The organism is Pseudomonas chlororaphis subsp. piscium, assembly GCF_003850345.1.
GTDB classification, from domain to species: Bacteria; Pseudomonadota; Gammaproteobacteria; order Pseudomonadales; family Pseudomonadaceae; genus Aquipseudomonas; species Aquipseudomonas piscium.
Map to the genome: position 1 here is coordinate 6,263,875 of NZ_CP027707.1, position 19,248 is coordinate 6,283,122.

Sequence of the window (19,248 nt, forward strand, 5' to 3'; positions counted from 1 at the left end):
CTACGGCCTGACATGCACCCGCGCCGTCATGTCCAGCCCCAGGGCACGCATCACCGCCAGCAGGGTCTTCAGGGTCGGGTTGCCCTTGTCGCTGAACGAGCGATACAACTGCTCGCGGGACAGCCCGGTTTCATGGGCCAGTTCGGTCATACCCTTGGCCCGCGCCACCACACCCAGGGCCTTGGCGATGTAGCCGGCATCGCCGGTCTCGAAGGCGTCCGCCATGAACAGGGCAATGGCCTGCGGGTCGCGTAGGGACGTGGCGGGGTCATAGTCGAATAACGGTTCGTTCATGATCGGCTCCAACGACGGGCCAGCTGTTTGGCCAGTTCGATATCGCGGCTCTGGCGACTCTTGTCGCCGCCGCATAACAGAATGACAAGTTGCGAACCGAGCTGCTGGAAGTAAACCCGGTAGCCCGGCCCGTAATGGATGCGCAGCTCACTGACGCCCTCGCCCACCGGTGACACGTCACCGGCAAGGCCGTTGGCCAGGCGAAAAATCCGCGCAGCGATCAACGCCCTGGCTCTGGAATCCTTGAGCCTGTTTTCCCACTCCATAAAGGTCGCGGTCTGTTTGATCTCGATCATCCCGAGACTGTAGTTTCAAGACTACAGTATTTGAAAGCGTATTTGTATTGCAAAGCACTGCCAGCGCACAGGCCGATAGCGATCCGCGCCATCGCGTGGTGAAATCGAACAGCCGACCCTTTCTTGCTGTCTCAATGCCTTAAAGCCCCCCACTTCCCTGTAAGGACGCCCCATGAGAAAGCTGTTCCCCCTGCTGCTCCTCGCCGCGGCTTTCCATCAACCCCTCGCCCTCGCCGACTGCGCCAGCTCGCCCAAGCCGGTGGCCGAGGCCTTCTACAACTGGTACCTGCAGAGTTTCAGCAACGAGAAAGACCCGATCACCGATGACCTGCCGCACCTGCAGCAGTACGTCACGCAAGCGCTGATCGAACGGATCAAGAAGCAGATGAGCAGCCCCGAGGGTCTGGAAGAGGATTACTTCCTCAAGACCCAGGACTACATGGATGAGTGGCTGACCCAGATCAAGGTCAGCGATCCCCAGGTGCAAGGCACCTCGGCACGCGAGTCGGTGACCCTGGGCAATACGCCGGACACCACGCAGATCGTCGATCTGCTGCTGGTCAAGGACAAGGGCTGCTGGAAGATCAACGAAGTGCTGGCCACCACGGACCAGAGTGAGTGATCCGCGGCGGCCGGCCAGGCAGGGTCAGATATCGAGAATGATCTTGCCGAAGTGCTGGTTGCTTTCCTGGTAGCGGAAGGCATCGACTATCGCCTCCAGGGCGAAATGCTTGTCGAGGACCGGATGCATGCCGTTGGCGTCAATGGCGCGGACCATGTCCTGCTGCTGCCGACGGCTGCCCACCAGCACGCCTTGCAGGCGCAGTTGCTTGACCAGCGCGGTGACGATCGGGAATTCGCCGGCCACGCCGGTCAGGATGCCGATCACCGAGATATGGCCACCAACCCGGGCGGCGATCATCGACTGCTCCAGGGTGGCCGGACCGCCCACTTCGATCACGTGGTCGACGCCACGGCCGGCGGTGAGCTTCTGCACGGTTTCGCCCCAGGCCGGGTCTTCGCGGTAATTGATCAGATGATCGGCGCCGAGGGCTTTCAGTCGCTCCAGCTTGGCATCGCTGGACGAAGTGGCGATCACGGTAGCACCGAGCATCTTGGCGAATTGCAGGGCGAAGATCGACACACCACCGGTGCCTTGCACCAGCACGGTATCGCCGGCGGTCACCCGGCCGTCGTCCACCAGCGCGCGCCAGGCGGTGAGGCCGGCAGTGGTCAGGGTCGCCGCTTCGGCGTGGCTCCAGCCCTTGGGCGCACGGGTAAAGGAGGTGGCGCGGGCGGTGACGACTTCACGGGCGTAGCCGTCCAGGCCGTCACCCGGCACCGTGGCAAAACCGACGACATTGGGCCGTCCGTCCAGCCACTCGGGGAAGAAAGTGCTGACCACCGAATCGCCGACGGCGAATTCACTGACCCCCTCGCCCACGGCTACCACTTCACCGGCGCCATCGGCCATCGGGATGCGCGATTCCGTCGGGCCCCACATGCCGCTGACCACCGCGAAATCGTGGTAGTTGAGGGAACTGGCGCGCAGACGCACGGTGATTTCGCCCGCTTGCGGCGCCGCGGCCGGAGCCTCGCCGACCACTACTTTGTCGTAACCACCACCGGGTTGTACGTAGATTGCTTTCATGGACAGATCCTCCTGGGTTGCCTTTCATTTCGAAAAATAACGAAATGTTCAAGTAAAAAACTCAGAGTTCGTGCTTCAGTTGCTCGGTAAAGGCCGCAATGGCGGCTTCGTTACGGCGAAAGTAGGTCCACTTGCCGATGCGCGTGGCCTCGACCAGGCCAGCCTGCTGCAGGATCGCCAGATGGCTGGAGGTGCTGGACGCCGATAGCGCGGCCTTGTGCTGCAGGTGAGTCATGCAGATGCCGATTTCTTTCGGCGCGTCATGCCCCTGGGGCGGAAAGTTGCCTTCCGGGTCCTTCAGCCATTCAAGCATCTGCATGCGGATGTCGCTGGCCAGCGCTTTGATTTGATCGATGAGCATGGCGGAGATATTACGGACTTTTCCGAAATGTTCAAGACATGAACAATATCCCCGCCCTTCCTCCTGTTACTTGCTCTCGACGATCGGCCCTGGCGCTTTCACCTGGGTCATCAGGTCATCGTCCCACTGTCCCTCCACCTTGACCTGGGCCAGGGCCCCCAACTCCATGGCTTCGATCAGGTTGTGGCTGAGGTACACGTAGGTGCCCGGCTGCTTGAAGGTGTACAGCGCCGCGACCGCAGAGCCGCCGGGGATAAACCAGGTTTCCATGTTGCGTTGCGGCGGGTTGGCGAATTTGCCGGTGGTCCAGACCCAGTCGCCATGGCCGCCGATCAGGTGCGGACGGCTGTCGCGGTTGGCCTGGGAATGGATGAACAGCACGCTTTCACCGACCTTGGAGGTCAGCGCGTTGGCCCCGGTCAGGGCGCCGACCCGGCCGTTGAACACCACGTGGCTCGGGGTCAGGGTGCGCATCACCGCACGGGTGTCCTGGTAGCTGGACGCCAGGTTCGGGTAGTCCTTGTAGTGGCCGTCCTTATCCTTGGGGATATACAGGTCGGATTCGCCGATGGTGTAGACGCGGTCGTAATGCAGGGGTTTGCCCTGCGGGTCGCGCAGGCCGTCACGGGGCAGCACCATCAGCGCGCCGTTCATGCCCGACACCACGTGCCACGGCACCATGCCCTGCGGCGCGCAGTGATAGACAAAGGTGCCGCTGCGGTCGGCCTTGAAACGCAGCACCACTTCCTGCCCCGGCACCACCTGGGTCAGGCCCGCCCCGCCCAGGGCGCCGGTGGCCGCGTGAAAGTCGACGTTGTGGGGCATGCTGTTGGTCGCCGGATTGACCAGTGTCAGCTCCACATAGTCCCCCTCATGCACCACCAGGGTCGGGCCGGGCATGGACCCGTTGAAGGTCATGGCCTGTAGCGTGGTGCCCTGGTCATCGATGACCATTTTTTTCTCTTCGATACTCATGCGGAACTGCACCACCTTGGGCGGCCCGCTGACCACTTGTTCATGGGGATGAACCAGCGGCGGCGCGACCAGATCGACCTTCACCCGCTGTAGTCCCTCGGCCCCGCTGGCCAGCACCAGGCTGCTGGCACAGCTGCCAAGCAGTACACAGGCCCCCAATACACTTCGAAAAACACTCATTGCAGCTTCTCCTTGCCAATCAACGATGGGCCATTGCAAGGCAAGTGCGCGCAACTTTCCTTGTCGCAAAGCAAGAAATGGCGACAGAAGGCTGGCCCACACAACAAGCCCCTGACCCAGGGCAGAAAATCTGCCCTGCCTACCCGTTCGGCGAGCGCCGCTCATTTGCCCCAAAACCCCATGTCTGCTAGTGTCGCGCCGGTTTAACGTCAACCGGGATAGCCGCCATGGCCCGCAAAAAAGCTGCCTTAGATTTCGAACAATCCCTCGCCGACCTGCAAACGCTGGTCGAGCGTCTGGAGAACGGCGAGCTGTCGCTGGAAGACTCGTTGACCGCCTTCGAGCAAGGCATCGGCCTGACCCGCGATTGCCAGGCGGCGCTGGCCCAGGCCGAGCAGAAGGTGCAGATCCTGCTGGAGCGCGATGGCGAGCTGGCCGAAGAACCTTTCGACGCGGAACAGCCAGAATGATCGCGGCCTATCAGGCCAGCAGCCAGGCCCGGGTCAATGCTGCACTGGAAACCCTGTTCCACGCACCAAGCCCGGAGCTGGCCCGTCTTTACGAGGCCATGCGCTACAGCGTGATGAACGGCGGCAAGCGCGTGCGCCCGCTGTTGGCCTACGCTGCCTGCGAAGCCCTCGGTGCCCGGCCGGAACAGGCCAACGGCGCGGCCTGCGCGGTGGAGCTGATCCACGCCTATTCCCTGGTGCACGACGACTTGCCGGCGATGGACGACGACGATCTGCGTCGCGGCCAGCCGACCACCCACAAAGCCTTCGATGAAGCCTGCGCGATTCTCGCCGGCGACGGTTTGCAGAGCCTGGCCTTCAGCGCCCTGCTCGACCCGCGCCTGAGCGATTCGAGCGCCGAGATCCGCCTGCAGATGGTCAGCGCCCTGGCGCTGGCGGCGGGCCCGGCGGGCATGGTCGGCGGCCAGGCCATCGACCTCGGTTCGGTCGGCCTCAAGCTCGACCAGAAAGCCCTGGAATACATGCACCGGCACAAGACCGGCGCGCTGATCGAAGCCAGCGTCAAGCTTGGCGCCCTGGCCAGCGGCCGGGCCGAAAAAGACGAACTCAAGTCCTTGCAGACCTATGCCCAGGCCATCGGCCTGGCGTTCCAGGTGCAGGACGACATTCTCGACGTGGAAAGCGATACCGCGACCCTCGGCAAACGCCAGGGTGCCGACATCGCCCGGGACAAGCCGACCTACCCGGCCCTGCTCGGCCTGGAAGCGGCCAAGGCGTATGCCCTGGAGCTGCGCGATCAGGCCCTGCACGCACTGCGACCCTTTGACGCGGCCGCCGAGCCCCTGCGGGAACTGGCGCGTTATATCGTCGAACGACGCAGTTGATCGACCCCGGCGCGGCAGACCGCATATCAGCCAAGTTCCGCGCTCTGCGTGGGCAGCTTGCGATGCATAAGGTAAACTGCCGCCTCTTTTATACCTATAACGATTCGCCTGATGCCCACGACGTTTCATGAGATTCCCCGCAAGCGCCCGACCACGCCCCTGCTCGACCGTGCCAACACGCCGGACGGCCTGCGCCGGTTAGGCGAAGCCGAGCTGGAAACCCTGGCCGATGAGTTGCGCCTGGAATTGCTCTATACGGTCGGCCAGACCGGTGGGCATTTCGGTGCCGGCCTGGGCGTCATCGAGCTGACCATCGCGCTGCATTACGTCTTCGACACACCGGACGACCGTCTGGTGTGGGACGTGGGTCATCAGGCTTATCCGCACAAGATCCTCACCGGTCGCCGCGAGCGCATGGCCAGCCTGCGTCAGAAGGATGGCCTGGCCGCCTTCCCGCGACGTTCCGAGAGCGAGTACGACACCTTTGGCGTCGGCCATTCCAGCACCTCGATCAGCGCAGCGCTGGGCATGGCCATTGCCGCCCGCCTGCAGAACAGCGAGCGCAAGGCGATCGCGGTGATCGGCGACGGTGCCCTGACCGCCGGCATGGCCTTCGAAGCGCTGAACCACGCGCCGGAAGTGGACGCCAACATGCTGGTGATCCTCAACGACAACGACATGTCGATCTCGCGCAACGTCGGCGGCCTGTCCAACTACCTGGCCAAGATCCTCTCCAGCCGCACCTACGCCAGCATGCGCGAAGGCAGCAAGAAGGTGCTGTCGCGCCTGCCCGGTGCCTGGGAAATCGCCCGCCGCACCGAAGAATACGCCAAAGGCATGCTGGTTCCCGGCACCCTGTTCGAAGAGCTGGGCTGGAACTACATCGGCCCGATCGATGGCCATGACCTGCCGACCCTGATCGCCACCCTGCGCAACATGCGCGACCTCAAGGGCCCGCAGTTCCTGCACGTGGTGACCAAAAAGGGCAAGGGTTTCGCCCCGGCGGAAGTCGACCCGATCGGCTACCACGCCATCACCAAGCTCGATCCCCTGGACAGCCCTGCCGCCGCGCCGAAAAAAGCCGGTGGGCCGAAGTACTCCGGTGTGTTCGGCGAATGGCTGTGCGACATGGCCGCCGCCGATCCGCGCCTGGTGGGCATTACCCCGGCGATGAAGGAAGGCTCGGACCTGGTGGCCTTCAGCGAGCGTTTCCCGCTGCGCTACTTCGACGTGGCGATTGCCGAGCAGCACGCCGTGACCCTGGCGGCCGGCATGGCCTGCGAAGGCGCCAAGCCGGTGGTGGCGATCTATTCGACCTTCCTGCAGCGCGGTTACGACCAGCTCGTGCATGACGTAGCGGTGCAGAACCTCGACGTGCTGTTCGCCATCGACCGCGCCGGCCTGGTGGGCGAAGACGGCCCGACCCACGCTGGTAGCTTCGACCTGTCGTTCCTGCGCTGCATCCCCGGCATGGTGGTGATGACCCCGAGCGACGAGAACGAACTGCGCAAGATGCTCAGCACCGGCCACCTGTACAACGGCCCGGCCGCCGTGCGTTATCCACGCGGTACCGGCCCGAACGCCACCATCGAAAAAGACCTACAGCCGATCGAGATCGGCAAGGGCGTGGTTCGCCGCCAGGGCAGCAAGGTCGCCCTGCTGGTATTCGGCGTGCAACTGGCCGAGGCGCTGAAAGTCGCCGACAAGCTGGATGCCACTGTGGTCGACATGCGTTTCGTCAAACCGCTGGATGAAGCCCTGGTACGTGAGATCGCTGCCAGCCACGAGCTGCTGGTGACCGTCGAAGAGAACGCCATCATGGGCGGCGCCGGCGGCGCGGTCAGCGAGTTCCTGGCGCGCGAGGCGATCCTCAAGCCGATCCTGCACCTGGGCTTGCCAGACCTCTACGTCGAACACGCCAAGCCGGCGCAGATGCTGGCCGAATGCGGCCTGGACGAAGCCGGCATCGAAGCCGCCGTACAAGCACGCCTGCAACTGCTCGGCCTGTAACCTGTAGCCGCTGCCAAGACTGCAATCGCCCCGAAGGGCGTTGCTTTCGAGGCAGCGGCTAGCGTTTTTCTTCTCGCCTGACCAATTCGCAACGGATTGTCGATGAAAGCTTCCCGCCTCCTCCTGCCCCTTGCCCTGCTTCCCGCCGGCCAACTGCTGGCCGATACTCTCGAGCGTGAACAAGCCCTCAAGCTGCCGGACACGCTGATCAGCGCCAACCGCCAGGTGGAAGCACGCAACGACAGCAGCGCCGCCAACACCGTCTTCACCCGCGACGATATCGACCGCCTGCAACCCTCCAGCGTCACCGACCTGCTGCAACGAGTGCCTGGCGTGCAGGTGGCGCAGAGCGGCGGCCGGGGCAGCGTGCCGGGGATCTACATCCGCGGCACTTCGTCGGCGCAGACCCTGGTGCTGGTGGACGGCCAGCGCATCGGCAGTTCGAGCTCCGGCGACAGCAACCTGCAACATCTGAATATCCAGCAGATCGAGCGGGTGGAAGTACTGCGCGGCTCCCGCTCGGTGATCTACGGCAGCGACGCCATCGGCGGGGTGATCCAGATCTTCACCCGACGCAGCGCCGAGCAGGGCCTGCAACCGCGCCTGCACCTGGGGCTGGGCAGCCGCCAGAGCTGGGAGCGCAGCATCGGCCTGTCCGGCGGCGACCAGCAGACCCGCTTCAGCTTGGGCGCCAGCCTCGACGACACGGCCGGGAGCAATCGCACCCATGAGTCCTATGCCAGCGATCGCGACAATGACGCCTACCGCAACCAGTCCCTCAGCCTGAGCCTGAGCCACGCCTTCAATGACGACTGGGAAGCCGGCCTGAACCTGCTGGATAACCGTGGCAAAAGCGAGTTCGACAACCCCTTCGGGCGCTTCGACAGCACTACCTTCGAGAGCCTCCCCCAGAAGCCCTACAGCGAATTCGCGGTCAGCAGCTTCAGCAGCTATGTCGACGGGCGTATCAACGAGGTCTGGAGATCGCGCCTGGAACTGGGCCACAGCGAGAACCGCGAGAAGACCTTCGACAAGCTCAGCGACGAGCGCACGGTGTTCAACACCTACCGCGACTCGGTCAACTGGCAGAACGACCTGACCCTCGACGAACGCAACAGCCTGATCGTCGGTGGCGACTGGTACCAAGACCGGGTCAACAGCAGCACCGCCTTCGCCGAAGACAGCCGCTGGAACCGCGCGGCCTTTGTCCAGCATCGCTTCAAGGCCGAGAGTTTCTCCACCGAGCTGGGCCTGCGCCGCGACCAGAACCAGCAGTTCGGCGGCCAGAACAGCTGGAGCGGCACCCTCACCCTGCCGTTGAATGCAGACAACGATGTCCTGCTGACCTACAGCGAAGGCTTCCGCGCGCCGACCTTCAACGACCTGTATTACCCCGACTTCAGCAACCCCGACCTCAAGCCCGAGACCTCGAAAAGCTACGAGCTGCAATGGCGCAGCCAGTTGAGCGAAAGCACGCGCCTGGAGACCTCGCTGTACCGCACCGACCTGGAGGACGCGATTATCTTCGGCAGCAACTCGCGCCCGCAGAACGTGGCCTCGGCTCGGATCAACGGCTTCGAGGCGGCGCTGCGGCAGGAGCTGTTCGGCTGGCAGAGCAATCTGGGGCTGGCGATCATCGATCCCCGCGACCGCGACACCGGCCACACCCTGGCCCGGCGTGCCCGGCGCACCCTGAGCCTGGACCTGGATCGGCAATTCGACCGCCTGGGCCTCGGCGCAAGCTGGCAGGCGGTAAGCAGCAGCTATGACGACCTGGCCAACCAGCAACGTCTCGGCGGTTATGCCCTGCTGGGGTTGCGCGGCAGTTGGGCGCTGAATCGCGAGGTCCGACTGGAGTTGAAGGTCGACAATCTGCTCGACAAGTCCTACAGCCGGGTGCTGTACAGCCATGATGGCGCGCAGTACGGGTATCGGGAGCAGGGCCGGGCCTGGATGTTCGGGGTGACCTGGACGCCGGAGCTTTAGGCATGTAGCACCAGTGAGGGCGCTATCGCGGGCAAGCCTTGCTCCTACAGAATCCGCAGCCCGTAGGAGCGAGGCTTGCCCACGATGCGCTAGCTGCGGCTACTCGGGATCAAGCAGCTCACAGAGCTTGGCCGTCGCGGCGATCATCTGCCCGCTCGGCCGCTCCAGGCCTTTATCGCTGATCAGCAACAACCTGCCTTGGGCCACGGCCTTCAGTTGCGGCCAGGCTTTCCAGGCATCCAGTTGGGCCTGGGTGCTGGCCAGGATCACTTCAGGGTCGCGCTGCAACACCGACTCGACACTGACCTGGGGCGCCGGCAGCGGCAGGTCGGCAAACACATTGCGCGCGCCGCACACGTCCAGAGCATCGCTGATGATTTGCCCGCCGCCCACGGTGTACAGCGGCTGATCCCAGACCTGATAAAACACCGCCATCGGCGCACTGTGGGCATAGCGCTGACGCAGGCTGGCCAACTGCTGCCGCAACTCGTTGGCTCGTACCAGGCCGCGTTGTGGGCGCCCTAGCCGGGCGGCGATGGTTTCGATCTGGGTGGTGAGCTGGTCAAGGCTGTGGGGTTCGGCCACCTGGGTCGGGATACCCAGGCGGCTGAGCTGCTCGCGCTGGGCCGGGCCGACGCTGCCGGGCCAAAGCAGGAGCAGGTCCGGCTTGAGGCTGAGCAGGCGCTCCATGTCCAGCTGGCCGTAGCGGCCCACCGACGGCAGGTTCTGCAATTGGGGAGGACGCTCGCCAGCATCCAGCACGCCGACCAGCAGGTCGGCGGAGTCCAGTTCGACGACGATTTCCGACAGAGAAGGCGCAAGGCTGACCACGCGCTCCACGGCCAGCGCCGGACCAGCGAGGGCCAGCAGCAGGACTGCCAGCCAGCAACCCATCAACCGAGCTGACGCGGGATGCGGTAGAGGTAGAACAGCACCGCGGTGGACAGTGCCAGCAGGATCAGCGGCACTGCTTCCAGGCCGACGAACACCGCCAGGGCGCCAATCCAGGCCGGCAGCGCCGCAGCCAGAAACGCCGCACGACGGCAGGCCGCCAGTTCGATCCAGGCCGACGGCTCCAAAGGGGTATCGAGGGCTTTATGGGTGGCGATCAGCGCGCGCTTGTAGCCGCCGAAGAAACGCAGGCTGACAAACATCGAAGCCACCCCGGCGATGAAAAACGGCATCGCCAGGATCGGCAGCAGCGGCTCGCCCTGGCCAAACACCAGGTTGAGCACGAACAGCGGCAGCAGCGCCAGCGCCAGGTATTGCCACCAGCTGACGGCCAGGCGCCGCCGGACCTGAGCGCGGGTCACGCCCGGTCTACCTCGCCCTGGTGCTCGTTGCCCATCATGTGGTCGAGCTTGCTGGCCTTGGTGGCCAGGTAGAGTTTGTTGTGCGGGTTGTGGCCGGTATGCAGCGGCACGCGCTCGGCCACGACTATACCCATCTCGGTCAGGGCTTTGACCTTGCGCGGGTTGTTGGTCATCAGGCGCAAGGATTTCACCCCCAGGTGCTCGAGCATCGGCAGGCACATGGCGTAGTCACGCTGGTCGGCGGCAAAGCCCAGGCGCTCGTTGGCTTCCACGGTGTCGGCGCCGCCGTCCTGCAATTCATAAGCGCGGATCTTGTTGAGCAAGCCGATGCCCCGGCCTTCCTGGCGCAAGTACAGGAGCACGCCACGACCTTCGCGGGCGATCGCCTGCAGGGCGGCTTCCAGTTGCGAGCCGCAGTCGCAACGCTGGCTGAACAGGGCATCGCCGGTCAGGCATTCGGAGTGCAACCGGCCGAGTACCGGAGCGCCATCGGCAATATCACCCAGGCTGAGCACGACGTGCTCGCGGCCGGTGGCTTCATCGAGAAAACCGTGCATGGTGAATTGCGCAAAAGGGGTGGGCAGCTTGGAAGCGGCAACAAAAACGACGGGCACCGTTGTGCTCCTGATCTGTATGGGACTGGAGATTCGCAGAGGCGGCATTGTAGCAGCAGCTTCCGACAGACGCTTAGGCTGAATTATCGAGCATAAAGATCGAGAAGTTAGATCAACGGTCGGCCGGCGGACGGCCGGCATCGAACGGATAGGGCTGCTGCCAGTGCTGGAAAATCGGGCGCAGACGGCCGTTCTTCACCAACTCGGCCATCCGCCGATCGAACAGCGCGCGCAGCACCCGACCCCGTTCATTGTTGGCAAAACCCAGGAACAGCGGCAGTTCGGCCAGATGAGTGCGCCGGAATTGCGCGCGGTCCTCGGCCTGAGACAGGACAAAATCGACCTCGGTCAGGGCATCGATATAGAAGTCGGCACGGCCTTGCTGGAGCATCGGCAAGATACCGACACGCCGGCGGATTTCATTGAAGCGCTTGATGTTGGGCAGATAGTCCTGGTACCGGTAGCCACGCACCCAGACCAGACGGTAGTTGCCGAGCGTGGCCAGGGTCGGCGGCGAATTCGTCGCCAAGCCCAGGCTGTAGATATGGTCGGTGTCGTAATTCCAGCGCGGATACAGGGCGCCATCGGTTTCGTCCCGATAGGAGCCGACCAGGGCGTCGACTTCACGCCGCTGCACCAGCCCGACCGAGCGGGTGTAGGGCACGCTGCGCATGTCGAGCTTCACGCCCTGGGTCTCGAAGACCTCGCGCAGGATATCCCAGGCCATGCCCTGGCCATCGGCCTGGGTGTAGCTGTCCCACTCCTCGCTGGCCACCCGGATTTCCCCGGGCAGCGCCGCCCGCTCGGCGGCCCGGACCAGACTGGCGGTCAAGACACAGAGCGTTACCAGCAGAGCGCGAGCGACCGGCATGGCTGACTCCTCAGGTAAAGCACCACACCAGTCCCTGCATCGCCAACCAGGCGAAGACCCCGGCCAGCACGTCGTCGAGCATGATCCCGATACCGCCGTGCACATGCCGGTCGATCCAGCGGATCGGCCAGGGCTTGAGAATGTCGAAGAAGCGGAACATCAGGAAGCCCGCCAGCAACCACTGCCAGCCTTCCGGCACCAGCCACAGGGTGATCCACATGCCGACCATTTCGTCCCAGACGATGCCTTCGTGGTCATGCACCCGCAGGTCGTCGGCCACCTTGCCGCACAGCCAGAAGCCGAACAGCATGGTGATGCCGAGCATCAGCCAGTAGCCCCAGTCCGGCAGCATCTGCCACAGCGGAATGAAAGGCAGCGCCACCAGCGAGCCCCAGGTGCCCGGGGCCTTGGGCAAGGTGCCCGAACCGAAGCCGAAGGCCAGAAAATGCCAGGGATTACGCCAGACGGAAGGCGGCACGCACTCTGCCGGAACCTGTTTGGGATGATCTGTCACGGTGTCTCCCGAAAATGTTGATAGCCCCGAGTGCTCGGGGTGATGTCCCGCCCCTCGGCATCCAGCAGCACTACACCCTGCCCGGCCACGACCCGGCCCAGCACATGCACTGGCCAACCGGCGGCGAGCAGCGGCGCCAGCTCGGCTTCGGGCAGGGTGAAGACCAGCACGTAGTCGTCGCCGCCGCTGAGTGCCGCCGAGCGGGCGCCATTCTCACCGAGAAAGCTCAACAACGCCCGGGACATCGGCAGTTTTTCACTTTCGATCAGCAAGCCGACAGCTGAAGCAGCAGCAATGTGCCCGCAGTCGGCCAGCAGGCCATCGGAGATATCCATGGCCGCGCTGGCCTTGCCACGCAGTGCCTGGCCCAGGGCCAGTTGCGGCTGCGGCGACCAGTAGTGGGCCAGCAAGGGCTCGGCGATCTCCGGATCGGCGCTGCGCTGTCCGAGCACCAGGGGCAAGGCGCCAGCGCCATTGCCCAGTTCACCGCCGACGCACAGCAGATCGCCCGGACGGGCACCGCTGCGGGTCAGGGCCTGGCCGGCGGGCACGCGACCGAACACGGTCATGGTCAGGGTCAACGGGCCGCGCGTGGTGTCGCCGCCTACCAGGCGCACGCCACAGCTCTGCGCCATGGCGCTCAGGCCATTGGCATAGGCTTGCAGCCAATCGGCTTCGACTGTCGGCAGGGTCAGGGCAAGGGTGAAGGCGACGGGCGCGGCGCCCATGGCCGCCAGGTCGCTGACTGCCACTGCCAGCGAGCGCTGGCCGAGCAGGAAAGGGTCGCAGGGGTCTGCGAAATGCACACCGGCCACCAGGGTGTCGGTGGAAATCGCCAGCTGTTCGCCAGGGGCAACAGCCAGCAAGGCGCAGTCGTCGCCAATCCCCAGTGCAACGCCCTCGCCGCCCTGCGCACAAGGCGCGGCAGCGAAGAAGTTACGGATCAGCTCAAACTCGCCCATGGCAGCTGCAAGCGCGGATCAGCGCTTGAATGCCTTCACTTCAGCTTCACGCAGACGCGGGGCCAGCTTGTCGAGTACGCCGTTGACGAACTTGTGGCCGTCGGTGGAACCGAAGACCTTGGCCAGTTCGATACCTTCGTTGATCACAACGCGGTACGGCACGTCGACGCGCTTGAGCAGTTCCCAGGTGGACAGGCGCAGGACCGCCAGTTCGACCGGGTCCAGCTCTTCGATGGTGAGGTCCAGGCAAGGGGCGAGAGCGTTGTCGATCTCGTTCTTGTTGGCCGGAACGCCGTGCAGGATCTCACGGAAGTAAGCACCGTCGATGTCGGTGAAATCGTTGTCGACCCGGAACTGCGCTTCGATCTCGTTCAGCGAGTGCTTGGCCATGTGCCATTGGTACAGCGCCTGGGTCGCGAGCTGACGAGCTTCGCGACGCTTGGCGCTCTTGGATGGCTTGCCAGCGTCCGCAGGTTTCGGATCGCGCGGGTTGAAACGATCGCTTTCGTCGCTAATCACTTGGCCTCCAACTGCGCCAGCAGGCTGACCATTTCCAGAGCGGACAAGGCAGCTTCAGCACCTTTGTTGCCGGCCTTGGTGCCGGAACGTTCGATGGCTTGCTCGATCGAGTCGACGGTCAGCACGCCGAAGGCGACCGGTACGCCGAACTCCATGGACACCTGGGCCAGGCCCTTGGTGCATTCGCCCGCCACGTATTCGAAGTGCGGAGTACCGCCACGAATGACCGCGCCCAGGGCGATGATCGCCGCGAACTCGCCCTTCTGCGCGACTTTCTGCGCAACCAGCGGAATCTCGAAGGCGCCAGGGGCACGGATCACGGTGATGTCGCTTTCGCTCACGCCATGACGGACCAGGGCGTCAACCGCGCCGCTGACCAGGCTTTCGACGACGAAGCTGTTGAAACGGCCGACCACCAGGGCATAGCGGCCTTTGGGGGCGATGAAGGTACCTTCGATGGTCTTCAGGGTCATTCGACAAATCTCTTAAAGAGCCGGAGCGCGTTCACTACGCGCTCACTAGTGATATTTGAACCGCGAATTTCAAGCCCGCAACAGCCGGCTTTTATTCGGAGGGCACGTATTCTACAACTTCCAGGTCGAAACCGGATATCGCATTAAATTTCATCGGCGCACTCATCAGGCGCATTTTGCGTACGCCCAGGTCGCGCAGAATCTGCGAACCGGCACCGACGATGCTATAGGTGGTCGGTTTTTTCGCAGGCGCGTGCTCGGCCGTTTCGCGGATATGCGCCAGCAGCACGTCGCCGTCCAGCGGGTGGCCCAGCAACAGCACCACGCCGCTGCCAGCCTCGGCCACCGTGGCCATGGCGGCCCGCAGGCTCCAGCGGCCAGGCTGCTTGACCATCAGCAGGTCGCGCAGCGGGTCCATGTTGTGCACGCGGACCAGGGTCGGTTCTTCGGCGCAGATGTTGCCCAGGGTCAGCGCCATGTGCACGTCGCCTTCCACCGAATCACGGTAGGTCACCAGGTTGAACTGGCCCAATTCGCTGTCCAGTGGCTGCTCGGCAATCCGCTGAACGGTACGTTCGTGGATCATCCGGTAGTGAATCAGGTCGGCGATGGTGCCGATCTTGATCTTGTGTTCGGCGGCGAAGGCTTCCAGCTCGGCGCGACGGGACATGGTGCCGTCGTCGTTCATCACTTCGCAGATCACCCCGCTCGGCTCGAAACCGGCCATGCGTGCCAGGTCGCAGGCGGCTTCGGTGTGGCCGGCGCGGGCCAGGGTGCCACCCGGCTGGGCCATCAGCGGGAAGATGTGGCCCGGGCTGACGATGTCTTCGGCCTTGGCATCCTTGGCGGCGGCCGCCTGCACCGTGCGTGCGCGGTCGGCGGCGGAAATGCCGGTGGTCACGCCGGTGGTGGCCTCGATGGACACGGTGAACTTGGTACCGAACCCGGAACCGTTGCGCGGCGCCATCAAAGGCAGCTTGAGCAGTTCGCAACGCTCGCGGCTCATCGGCATGCAGATCAGGCCGCGGGCGTGCTTGGCCATGAAGTTGATGTGCTCGGCCTTGCAGCACTCGGCGGCCATGATCAGGTCGCCTTCGTTCTCGCGGTCTTCGTCATCCATGAGGATGACCATCTTGCCTTGGCGGATGTCTTCAACCAGTTCTTCGATGCTGTTGAGCGCCACGCGGCACCCCCCTTCTTTCAAAATTTGAGGTTCAGGATTTGAGGTAGCCGTTAGCGGCCAGAAAACTTTCGGTAATGCCGCCGCTCGCAGGCTCCGCGGCCTTGTCGCCCAGCAGCAAGCGCTCCAGGTAACGCGCCAGCAGATCAACCTCGAGGTTGACCTGCCGGCCCGGCCGGTAGTCGGCCATGATGGTTTCGGCCAGCGTGTGCGGGACGATGGTCAGTTCGAACTCGGCGCCATTGACCGCGTTGACCGTCAGGCTGGTGCCGTCGACGGTGATCGAGCCCTTGTGGGCGATGTACTTGGCCAGGTCCTTGGGCGCGCGGATGCGGAACTGGATGGCGCGGGCATTTTCTTCCCGGGCCACTACCTCGCCGACACCGTCGACGTGGCCACTGACCAGGTGACCGCCCAGGCGGGTGGTCGGGGTCAGGGCCTTTTCCAGGTTGACCCGGCTGCCGGCCTTCAACTGATGGAAAGCGGTGCAGTCCAGGGTCTCGCGGCTGACGTCGGCCCAGAAGCCGTCGCCCGGCAGTTCCACCGCGGTCAGGCAGACGCCGTTCACCGCGATGCTGTCGCCCAGTTTCACGTCGCCCAGGTCGAGCTTGCCGGTTTCCACATACACCCGCACATCGCCGCCTTTGGGAGTCAATGCACGGATGCTGCCGATGGATTCGATGATGCCTGTAAACATGGAGTCCTCCTCGAGAACAGGGTCGCCGCGTGGCGAAGGCCCGAAATTATACGCTCGCTGCTGGCAGAGGAATGGCAATGACTCGCCAGTCATCGCCTACGGCGCGCATTTCAATGATTTTCAGCTGCGGCGCCTCGCGCATCTGCGCCAGCGGCCAGTCGAGCAGCGGTCGCGCCGAGGAGCCGAGGAACTTGCCGGCGACAAAGATCTGGTACTCGTCCACCAGGCCTTGCTGGGCAAAGGCCCCCGCCAAGCGTGGGCCGGCTTCCACCAGCACCTCGTTGACGCCACGGGCGGCCAGCTCGCTCAGCAGCCGATGCAGGTCCACCTGGCCATCGACACCCGGCACGATCAGGCATTCCGGACCATTGGCGTACTGCTCCTCCACCGCGGCGCAGGTGGCGACCAGCGCCGGCCCCGCCTTGAAGAACGGCGCATCGAGCGGCACCCGCAGGCGGCCGTCGATCAATACGCGCAAGGGTGGACGGCTCATGGCCAGGGCGGTCTGTTCCGCGTCCAGCCCCAGCTCCTCGGCACGCACGGTCAGCCGTGCATTGTCCGCCAGCACCGTGTCGGCACCGGTCAGCACCACGCTGGCCTCGGCCCGCAGGCGCTGCACCGCGGAACGCGCGGCGGGGCCGGTGATCCACTGGCTTTCGCCGCTGGCCATGGCGGTGCGCCCGTCCAGGCTCATGGCCAGCTTGACCCGCACGAACGGCAGGCCCTGCTCCATGCGCTTGAGGAAGCCCCGGTTGAGCGCCCGGGCTTCCTGCTCCATCACCCCGCTATGGGTGGCGATGCCCGCCTGGGCCAGACGCTGCAGGCCACGGCCGGCGACTTCCGGGTTGGGGTCCTGCATCGCCGCCACAACCCGCGCCACACCGGCATCCACCAGGGCATCGGCGCACGGCGGCGTACGGCCGTGATGGCTACAGGGTTCGAGGGTCACGTAAGCAGTGGCGCCGCGGGCGTTGGCACCGGCGGTACGCAGGGCGTGGACTTCGGCGTGGGGCTCGCCGGCCCGCACATGCCAGCCTTCGCCGACGACCTGGCCGTCGCGCACGATCACGCAACCGACCCGGGGATTGGGGTGAGTGCTGAAGCGGCCCTTTGCGGCCAGCTCCAGGGCTCGCGCCATGTAGTGGGCGTCGAGCACCGCCTGTTCGCTAGAGATGTTCATTCTTTGCCCGGCTCGCGGGCGAGACGGTCGATCTCTTCGCGGAATTCGTTGAGATCCTGGAAGCGCCGGTAGACCGAGGCGAAGCGGATATAAGCCACTTCATCGAGCTTTTGCAGCTCGGCCATCACCAGTTCGCCGACGACCAGGGATTTGACCTCGCGTTCGCCGGTGGCGCGCAGCTTGTGCTTGATATGCACCAGCGCGGCTTCCAGGCGCTCGACGCTGACCGGACGCTTTTCCAGGGCACGCTGCATGCCAGCGCGGAGTTTTTCTTCGTCGAAGGGCTGACGGCTGCCGTCAGTCTTGATCAGGCGCGGCAACACCAGTTCGGCGGTTTCGAAAGTGGTGAAACGTTCACCGCAGGCCAGGCATTCACGCCGGCGGCGCACCTGTTCGCCTTCGGCGACCAGACGCGAGTCGATGACCTTGGTGTCGTTGGCACCGCAGAAGGGACAGTGCATGGTGGCAGGCAACAAAAAAAGGGAGGGCCATGGTAGCGCATCCCACTGGCAAGACAAGCCATAGCCTTTACGGTATACAGACCGACTATTATGTTTTGCACATGGAATTTCGCCTTGTTGGAGCTTCGCATGCCACTACGACCGCTCGTTTTGCTCAGCCTTTTCAGCCTGCTGGTGGCTTGCAGCAGCGACGCCCCGAAACCTGCCGCCTCCACCCTACCGCCCCAGCAAAGTGTGAAAAAAGCCCAGGCATCCACCGACCTCGGTCCCCTGCCGGCCTACCAGCGTGAGCTGAGCGGCACACTGCAAGGTGTGCCGGCGGGTGCCGAAGTGGAACTGGCGCTGCTGGTGATCGACGAGCGCGGCCGGCCGCAACGTTTGCTGGCCAGCAGCAACCTGATCGGCAACAACAAGGTCCTGCCGTTTCGCCTGCGCTTCAATCCCGATGTCTTCCCGGTGGGCGCCCGCGTCGAACTGCGCGGCCGCGCCAGCCAGTCCGGCCAGTTGATCCTGCACCTGCCGGCGCAACTCATCACTCAGCCGACCACCCAGGCCGTGGGCCAGCTGCAATTCGTCAAAGCACCATGACCCCACCGCTCGACCTGCAACGCGCCCTGAGCGAACTGCTGGGCGATGCCCAACTGGTGGCCTGCGAACTGCCGGACACCGAGCTGAAGCTGTGGTTGATCGATGCCGACAACATGGACCGCGCCTTCACCCCGGAAGAAACCCGGCGAATTCTCCACGAACCGCCGTACTGGAGTTTCTGCTGGGCCAGCGGCCTGGCCCTGGCGCGCTATCTGGCCGAGCGGCCGCAGTGGGTGCAAGGCAAGCGGGTACTGGATTTCGGCGCCGGCTCCGGCGTGGCCGGCATCGCGGCGCTGAAAGCCGGCGCGCTGGAAGTGGTGGCCTGCGACCTCGACCCGCTGGCCATCGCCGCCTGCCGGGCGAATGCCGCGCTCAACGGGGTTGAACTGGGTTACTCCACGGACTTTTTCGCGGAAGCCGACCGCTTCGACCTGATCCTGGTAGCCGACGTGCTGTACGACCGCGCCAACCTGCCGCTGCTGGATCAGTTCCTCAGCCGCGGACGCCAGGCGCTGGTGGCGGACTCCCGGGTCAAGGACTTCCAGCATCCGCTGTACCGACGCCTGGAAATGCTCCACGCCCTGACCCTGCCGGATCTGGCCGAGCCCTGGGAGTTCCGCGATGTGAGCCTGTATCACGCGCAGCGCGATTGATGAAGGACAGACCAGGTTGTGCTCTATCGCGTATCGCGGGCAAGCCTCGCTCCTACTAAAGTTCAATGGTGTCTGTAGGAGCGAGGCTTGCCCGCGAAACAATCTACCTGTCACCC

Annotated in this window: 24 protein-coding genes; 7 read left to right on the forward strand and 17 right to left on the reverse strand. The window is 64.5% G+C overall.

What is annotated here, in order from left to right:
* Positions 1-294, reverse strand: coding sequence for an addiction module antidote protein (locus tag C4K38_RS28435; protein ID WP_053281098.1), 294 nt, complete (start codon positions 292-294; stop codon positions 1-3).
* Entirely contained in the window at positions 291-590 is a 300-nt protein-coding gene (locus tag C4K38_RS28440; RefSeq protein ID WP_016702674.1) for a type II toxin-antitoxin system RelE/ParE family toxin, read from the reverse strand. The genes C4K38_RS28435 and C4K38_RS28440 overlap by 4 nt, the downstream gene beginning before the upstream one ends.
* A gap of 172 nt (positions 591-762) precedes the next feature.
* On the opposite strand from C4K38_RS28440, the gene C4K38_RS28445 reads away from it, so the two are divergent.
* Positions 763-1,212: a DUF3828 domain-containing protein gene (locus tag C4K38_RS28445; protein WP_053281099.1), complete on the forward strand. Its 450-nt coding sequence runs from the start codon at positions 763-765 to the stop codon at positions 1,210-1,212.
* A gap of 24 nt (positions 1,213-1,236) precedes the next feature.
* Here C4K38_RS28445 and C4K38_RS28450 read toward each other — a convergent pair whose 3' ends face one another.
* The 3 genes from C4K38_RS28450 to nirK all read right to left on the reverse strand — a co-directional run bounded on the left by C4K38_RS28450 (position 1,237) and on the right by nirK (position 3,757).
* The gene (locus C4K38_RS28450) at positions 1,237-2,247 is read right to left on the reverse strand and encodes a zinc-dependent alcohol dehydrogenase family protein (protein ID WP_172833187.1); all 1,011 of its coding nucleotides are present in this window, start codon (positions 2,245-2,247) and stop codon (positions 1,237-1,239) included.
* 55 nt (positions 2,248-2,302) lie between these two features.
* Complete coding sequence (locus C4K38_RS28455; RefSeq protein WP_053281101.1) at positions 2,303-2,602, reverse strand: ArsR/SmtB family transcription factor; 300 nt, start codon at positions 2,600-2,602, stop codon at positions 2,303-2,305.
* 66 nt (positions 2,603-2,668) lie between these two features.
* Positions 2,669-3,757 carry a copper-containing nitrite reductase gene (nirK, locus tag C4K38_RS28460; RefSeq protein ID WP_053281102.1) on the reverse strand — a complete coding sequence of 363 codons (1,089 nt, stop codon included), beginning with the start codon at positions 3,755-3,757 and terminating at the stop codon, positions 2,669-2,671.
* 227 nt (positions 3,758-3,984) lie between these two features.
* On the opposite strand from nirK, the gene C4K38_RS28465 reads away from it, so the two are divergent.
* The 4 genes from C4K38_RS28465 (at position 3,985) to C4K38_RS28480 (ending at position 9,107) form a co-directional block, all read left to right on the forward strand.
* A complete protein-coding gene (locus C4K38_RS28465) occupies positions 3,985-4,227 on the forward strand; it encodes an exodeoxyribonuclease VII small subunit (protein WP_007924102.1) in 243 nt (80 codons plus the stop codon).
* Positions 4,224-5,111 carry a (2E,6E)-farnesyl diphosphate synthase gene (gene ispA / locus C4K38_RS28470; protein WP_053281103.1) on the forward strand — a complete coding sequence of 296 codons (888 nt, stop codon included), beginning with the start codon at positions 4,224-4,226 and terminating at the stop codon, positions 5,109-5,111. Before C4K38_RS28465 ends, ispA begins: the two co-directional genes overlap by 4 nt.
* Before the next feature lie 111 nt (positions 5,112-5,222).
* Positions 5,223-7,121, forward strand: coding sequence for a 1-deoxy-D-xylulose-5-phosphate synthase (gene dxs / locus C4K38_RS28475; RefSeq protein WP_053281104.1), 1,899 nt, complete (start codon positions 5,223-5,225; stop codon positions 7,119-7,121).
* Positions 7,122-7,223: 102 nt separating this feature from the next.
* Complete coding sequence (locus tag C4K38_RS28480; protein WP_053281105.1) at positions 7,224-9,107, forward strand: TonB-dependent receptor domain-containing protein; 1,884 nt, start codon at positions 7,224-7,226, stop codon at positions 9,105-9,107.
* 99 nt (positions 9,108-9,206) lie between these two features.
* On the opposite strand, the gene C4K38_RS28485 is transcribed toward C4K38_RS28480, so the two are convergent.
* The 12 genes from C4K38_RS28485 to nrdR all read right to left on the reverse strand — a co-directional run bounded on the left by C4K38_RS28485 (position 9,207) and on the right by nrdR (position 17,891).
* The gene (locus C4K38_RS28485; RefSeq protein ID WP_053281106.1) at positions 9,207-10,001 is read right to left on the reverse strand and encodes a cobalamin-binding protein; all 795 of its coding nucleotides are present in this window, start codon (positions 9,999-10,001) and stop codon (positions 9,207-9,209) included.
* Positions 10,001-10,420 carry a hypothetical protein gene (locus C4K38_RS28490; RefSeq protein ID WP_053281107.1) on the reverse strand — a complete coding sequence of 140 codons (420 nt, stop codon included), beginning with the start codon at positions 10,418-10,420 and terminating at the stop codon, positions 10,001-10,003. Before C4K38_RS28490 ends, C4K38_RS28485 begins: the two co-directional genes overlap by 1 nt.
* Positions 10,417-11,034, reverse strand: coding sequence for a GTP cyclohydrolase II (ribA, locus tag C4K38_RS28495; protein ID WP_007924108.1), 618 nt, complete (start codon positions 11,032-11,034; stop codon positions 10,417-10,419). The genes C4K38_RS28490 and ribA overlap by 4 nt, the downstream gene beginning before the upstream one ends.
* Positions 11,035-11,146: 112 nt before the next feature.
* Positions 11,147-11,905, reverse strand: coding sequence for a substrate-binding periplasmic protein (locus C4K38_RS28500; protein ID WP_053281108.1), 759 nt, complete (start codon positions 11,903-11,905; stop codon positions 11,147-11,149).
* A 10-nt stretch (positions 11,906-11,915) separates the two neighbouring features.
* Positions 11,916-12,419 (reverse strand): phosphatidylglycerophosphatase A family protein, encoded by a 504-nt coding sequence (locus C4K38_RS28505; RefSeq protein ID WP_023969326.1) that lies wholly within the window; start codon positions 12,417-12,419, stop codon positions 11,916-11,918.
* Positions 12,416-13,381, reverse strand: coding sequence for a thiamine-phosphate kinase (gene thiL, locus C4K38_RS28510; RefSeq protein WP_053281109.1), 966 nt, complete (start codon positions 13,379-13,381; stop codon positions 12,416-12,418). The genes C4K38_RS28505 and thiL overlap by 4 nt, the downstream gene beginning before the upstream one ends.
* Before the next feature lie 18 nt (positions 13,382-13,399).
* Positions 13,400-13,900 carry a transcription antitermination factor NusB gene (gene nusB / locus C4K38_RS28515; RefSeq protein ID WP_009051090.1) on the reverse strand — a complete coding sequence of 167 codons (501 nt, stop codon included), beginning with the start codon at positions 13,898-13,900 and terminating at the stop codon, positions 13,400-13,402.
* Positions 13,897-14,373: a 6,7-dimethyl-8-ribityllumazine synthase gene (gene ribH / locus C4K38_RS28520; protein ID WP_007924117.1), complete on the reverse strand. Its 477-nt coding sequence runs from the start codon at positions 14,371-14,373 to the stop codon at positions 13,897-13,899. Before ribH ends, nusB begins: the two co-directional genes overlap by 4 nt.
* A 91-nt stretch (positions 14,374-14,464) precedes the next feature.
* Positions 14,465-15,556, reverse strand: a complete 1,092-nt coding sequence (ribBA, locus tag C4K38_RS28525; RefSeq protein ID WP_023969328.1) for a bifunctional 3,4-dihydroxy-2-butanone-4-phosphate synthase/GTP cyclohydrolase II — start codon at positions 15,554-15,556, stop codon at positions 14,465-14,467.
* A gap of 31 nt (positions 15,557-15,587) precedes the next feature.
* Positions 15,588-16,250 (reverse strand): riboflavin synthase, encoded by a 663-nt coding sequence (locus tag C4K38_RS28530; RefSeq protein ID WP_053281110.1) that lies wholly within the window; start codon positions 16,248-16,250, stop codon positions 15,588-15,590.
* 46 nt (positions 16,251-16,296) lie between these two features.
* On the reverse strand, positions 16,297-17,430 hold the full coding sequence (gene ribD / locus C4K38_RS28535) for a bifunctional diaminohydroxyphosphoribosylaminopyrimidine deaminase/5-amino-6-(5-phosphoribosylamino)uracil reductase RibD (RefSeq protein WP_053281111.1): 1,134 nt from the start codon (positions 17,428-17,430) through the stop codon (positions 16,297-16,299).
* The gene (gene nrdR, locus C4K38_RS28540) at positions 17,427-17,891 is read right to left on the reverse strand and encodes a transcriptional regulator NrdR (RefSeq protein WP_007924133.1); all 465 of its coding nucleotides are present in this window, start codon (positions 17,889-17,891) and stop codon (positions 17,427-17,429) included. The genes ribD and nrdR overlap by 4 nt, the downstream gene beginning before the upstream one ends.
* 129 nt (positions 17,892-18,020) lie before the next feature.
* Here nrdR and C4K38_RS28545 point away from each other — a divergent pair, with 129 nt between their 5' ends.
* Complete coding sequence (locus tag C4K38_RS28545) at positions 18,021-18,479, forward strand: hypothetical protein (RefSeq protein ID WP_053281112.1); 459 nt, start codon at positions 18,021-18,023, stop codon at positions 18,477-18,479.
* Positions 18,476-19,132, forward strand: coding sequence for a class I SAM-dependent methyltransferase (locus C4K38_RS28550; protein WP_053281113.1), 657 nt, complete (start codon positions 18,476-18,478; stop codon positions 19,130-19,132). The genes C4K38_RS28545 and C4K38_RS28550 overlap by 4 nt, the downstream gene beginning before the upstream one ends.
* Positions 19,133-19,248: the final 116 nt, after the last annotated feature.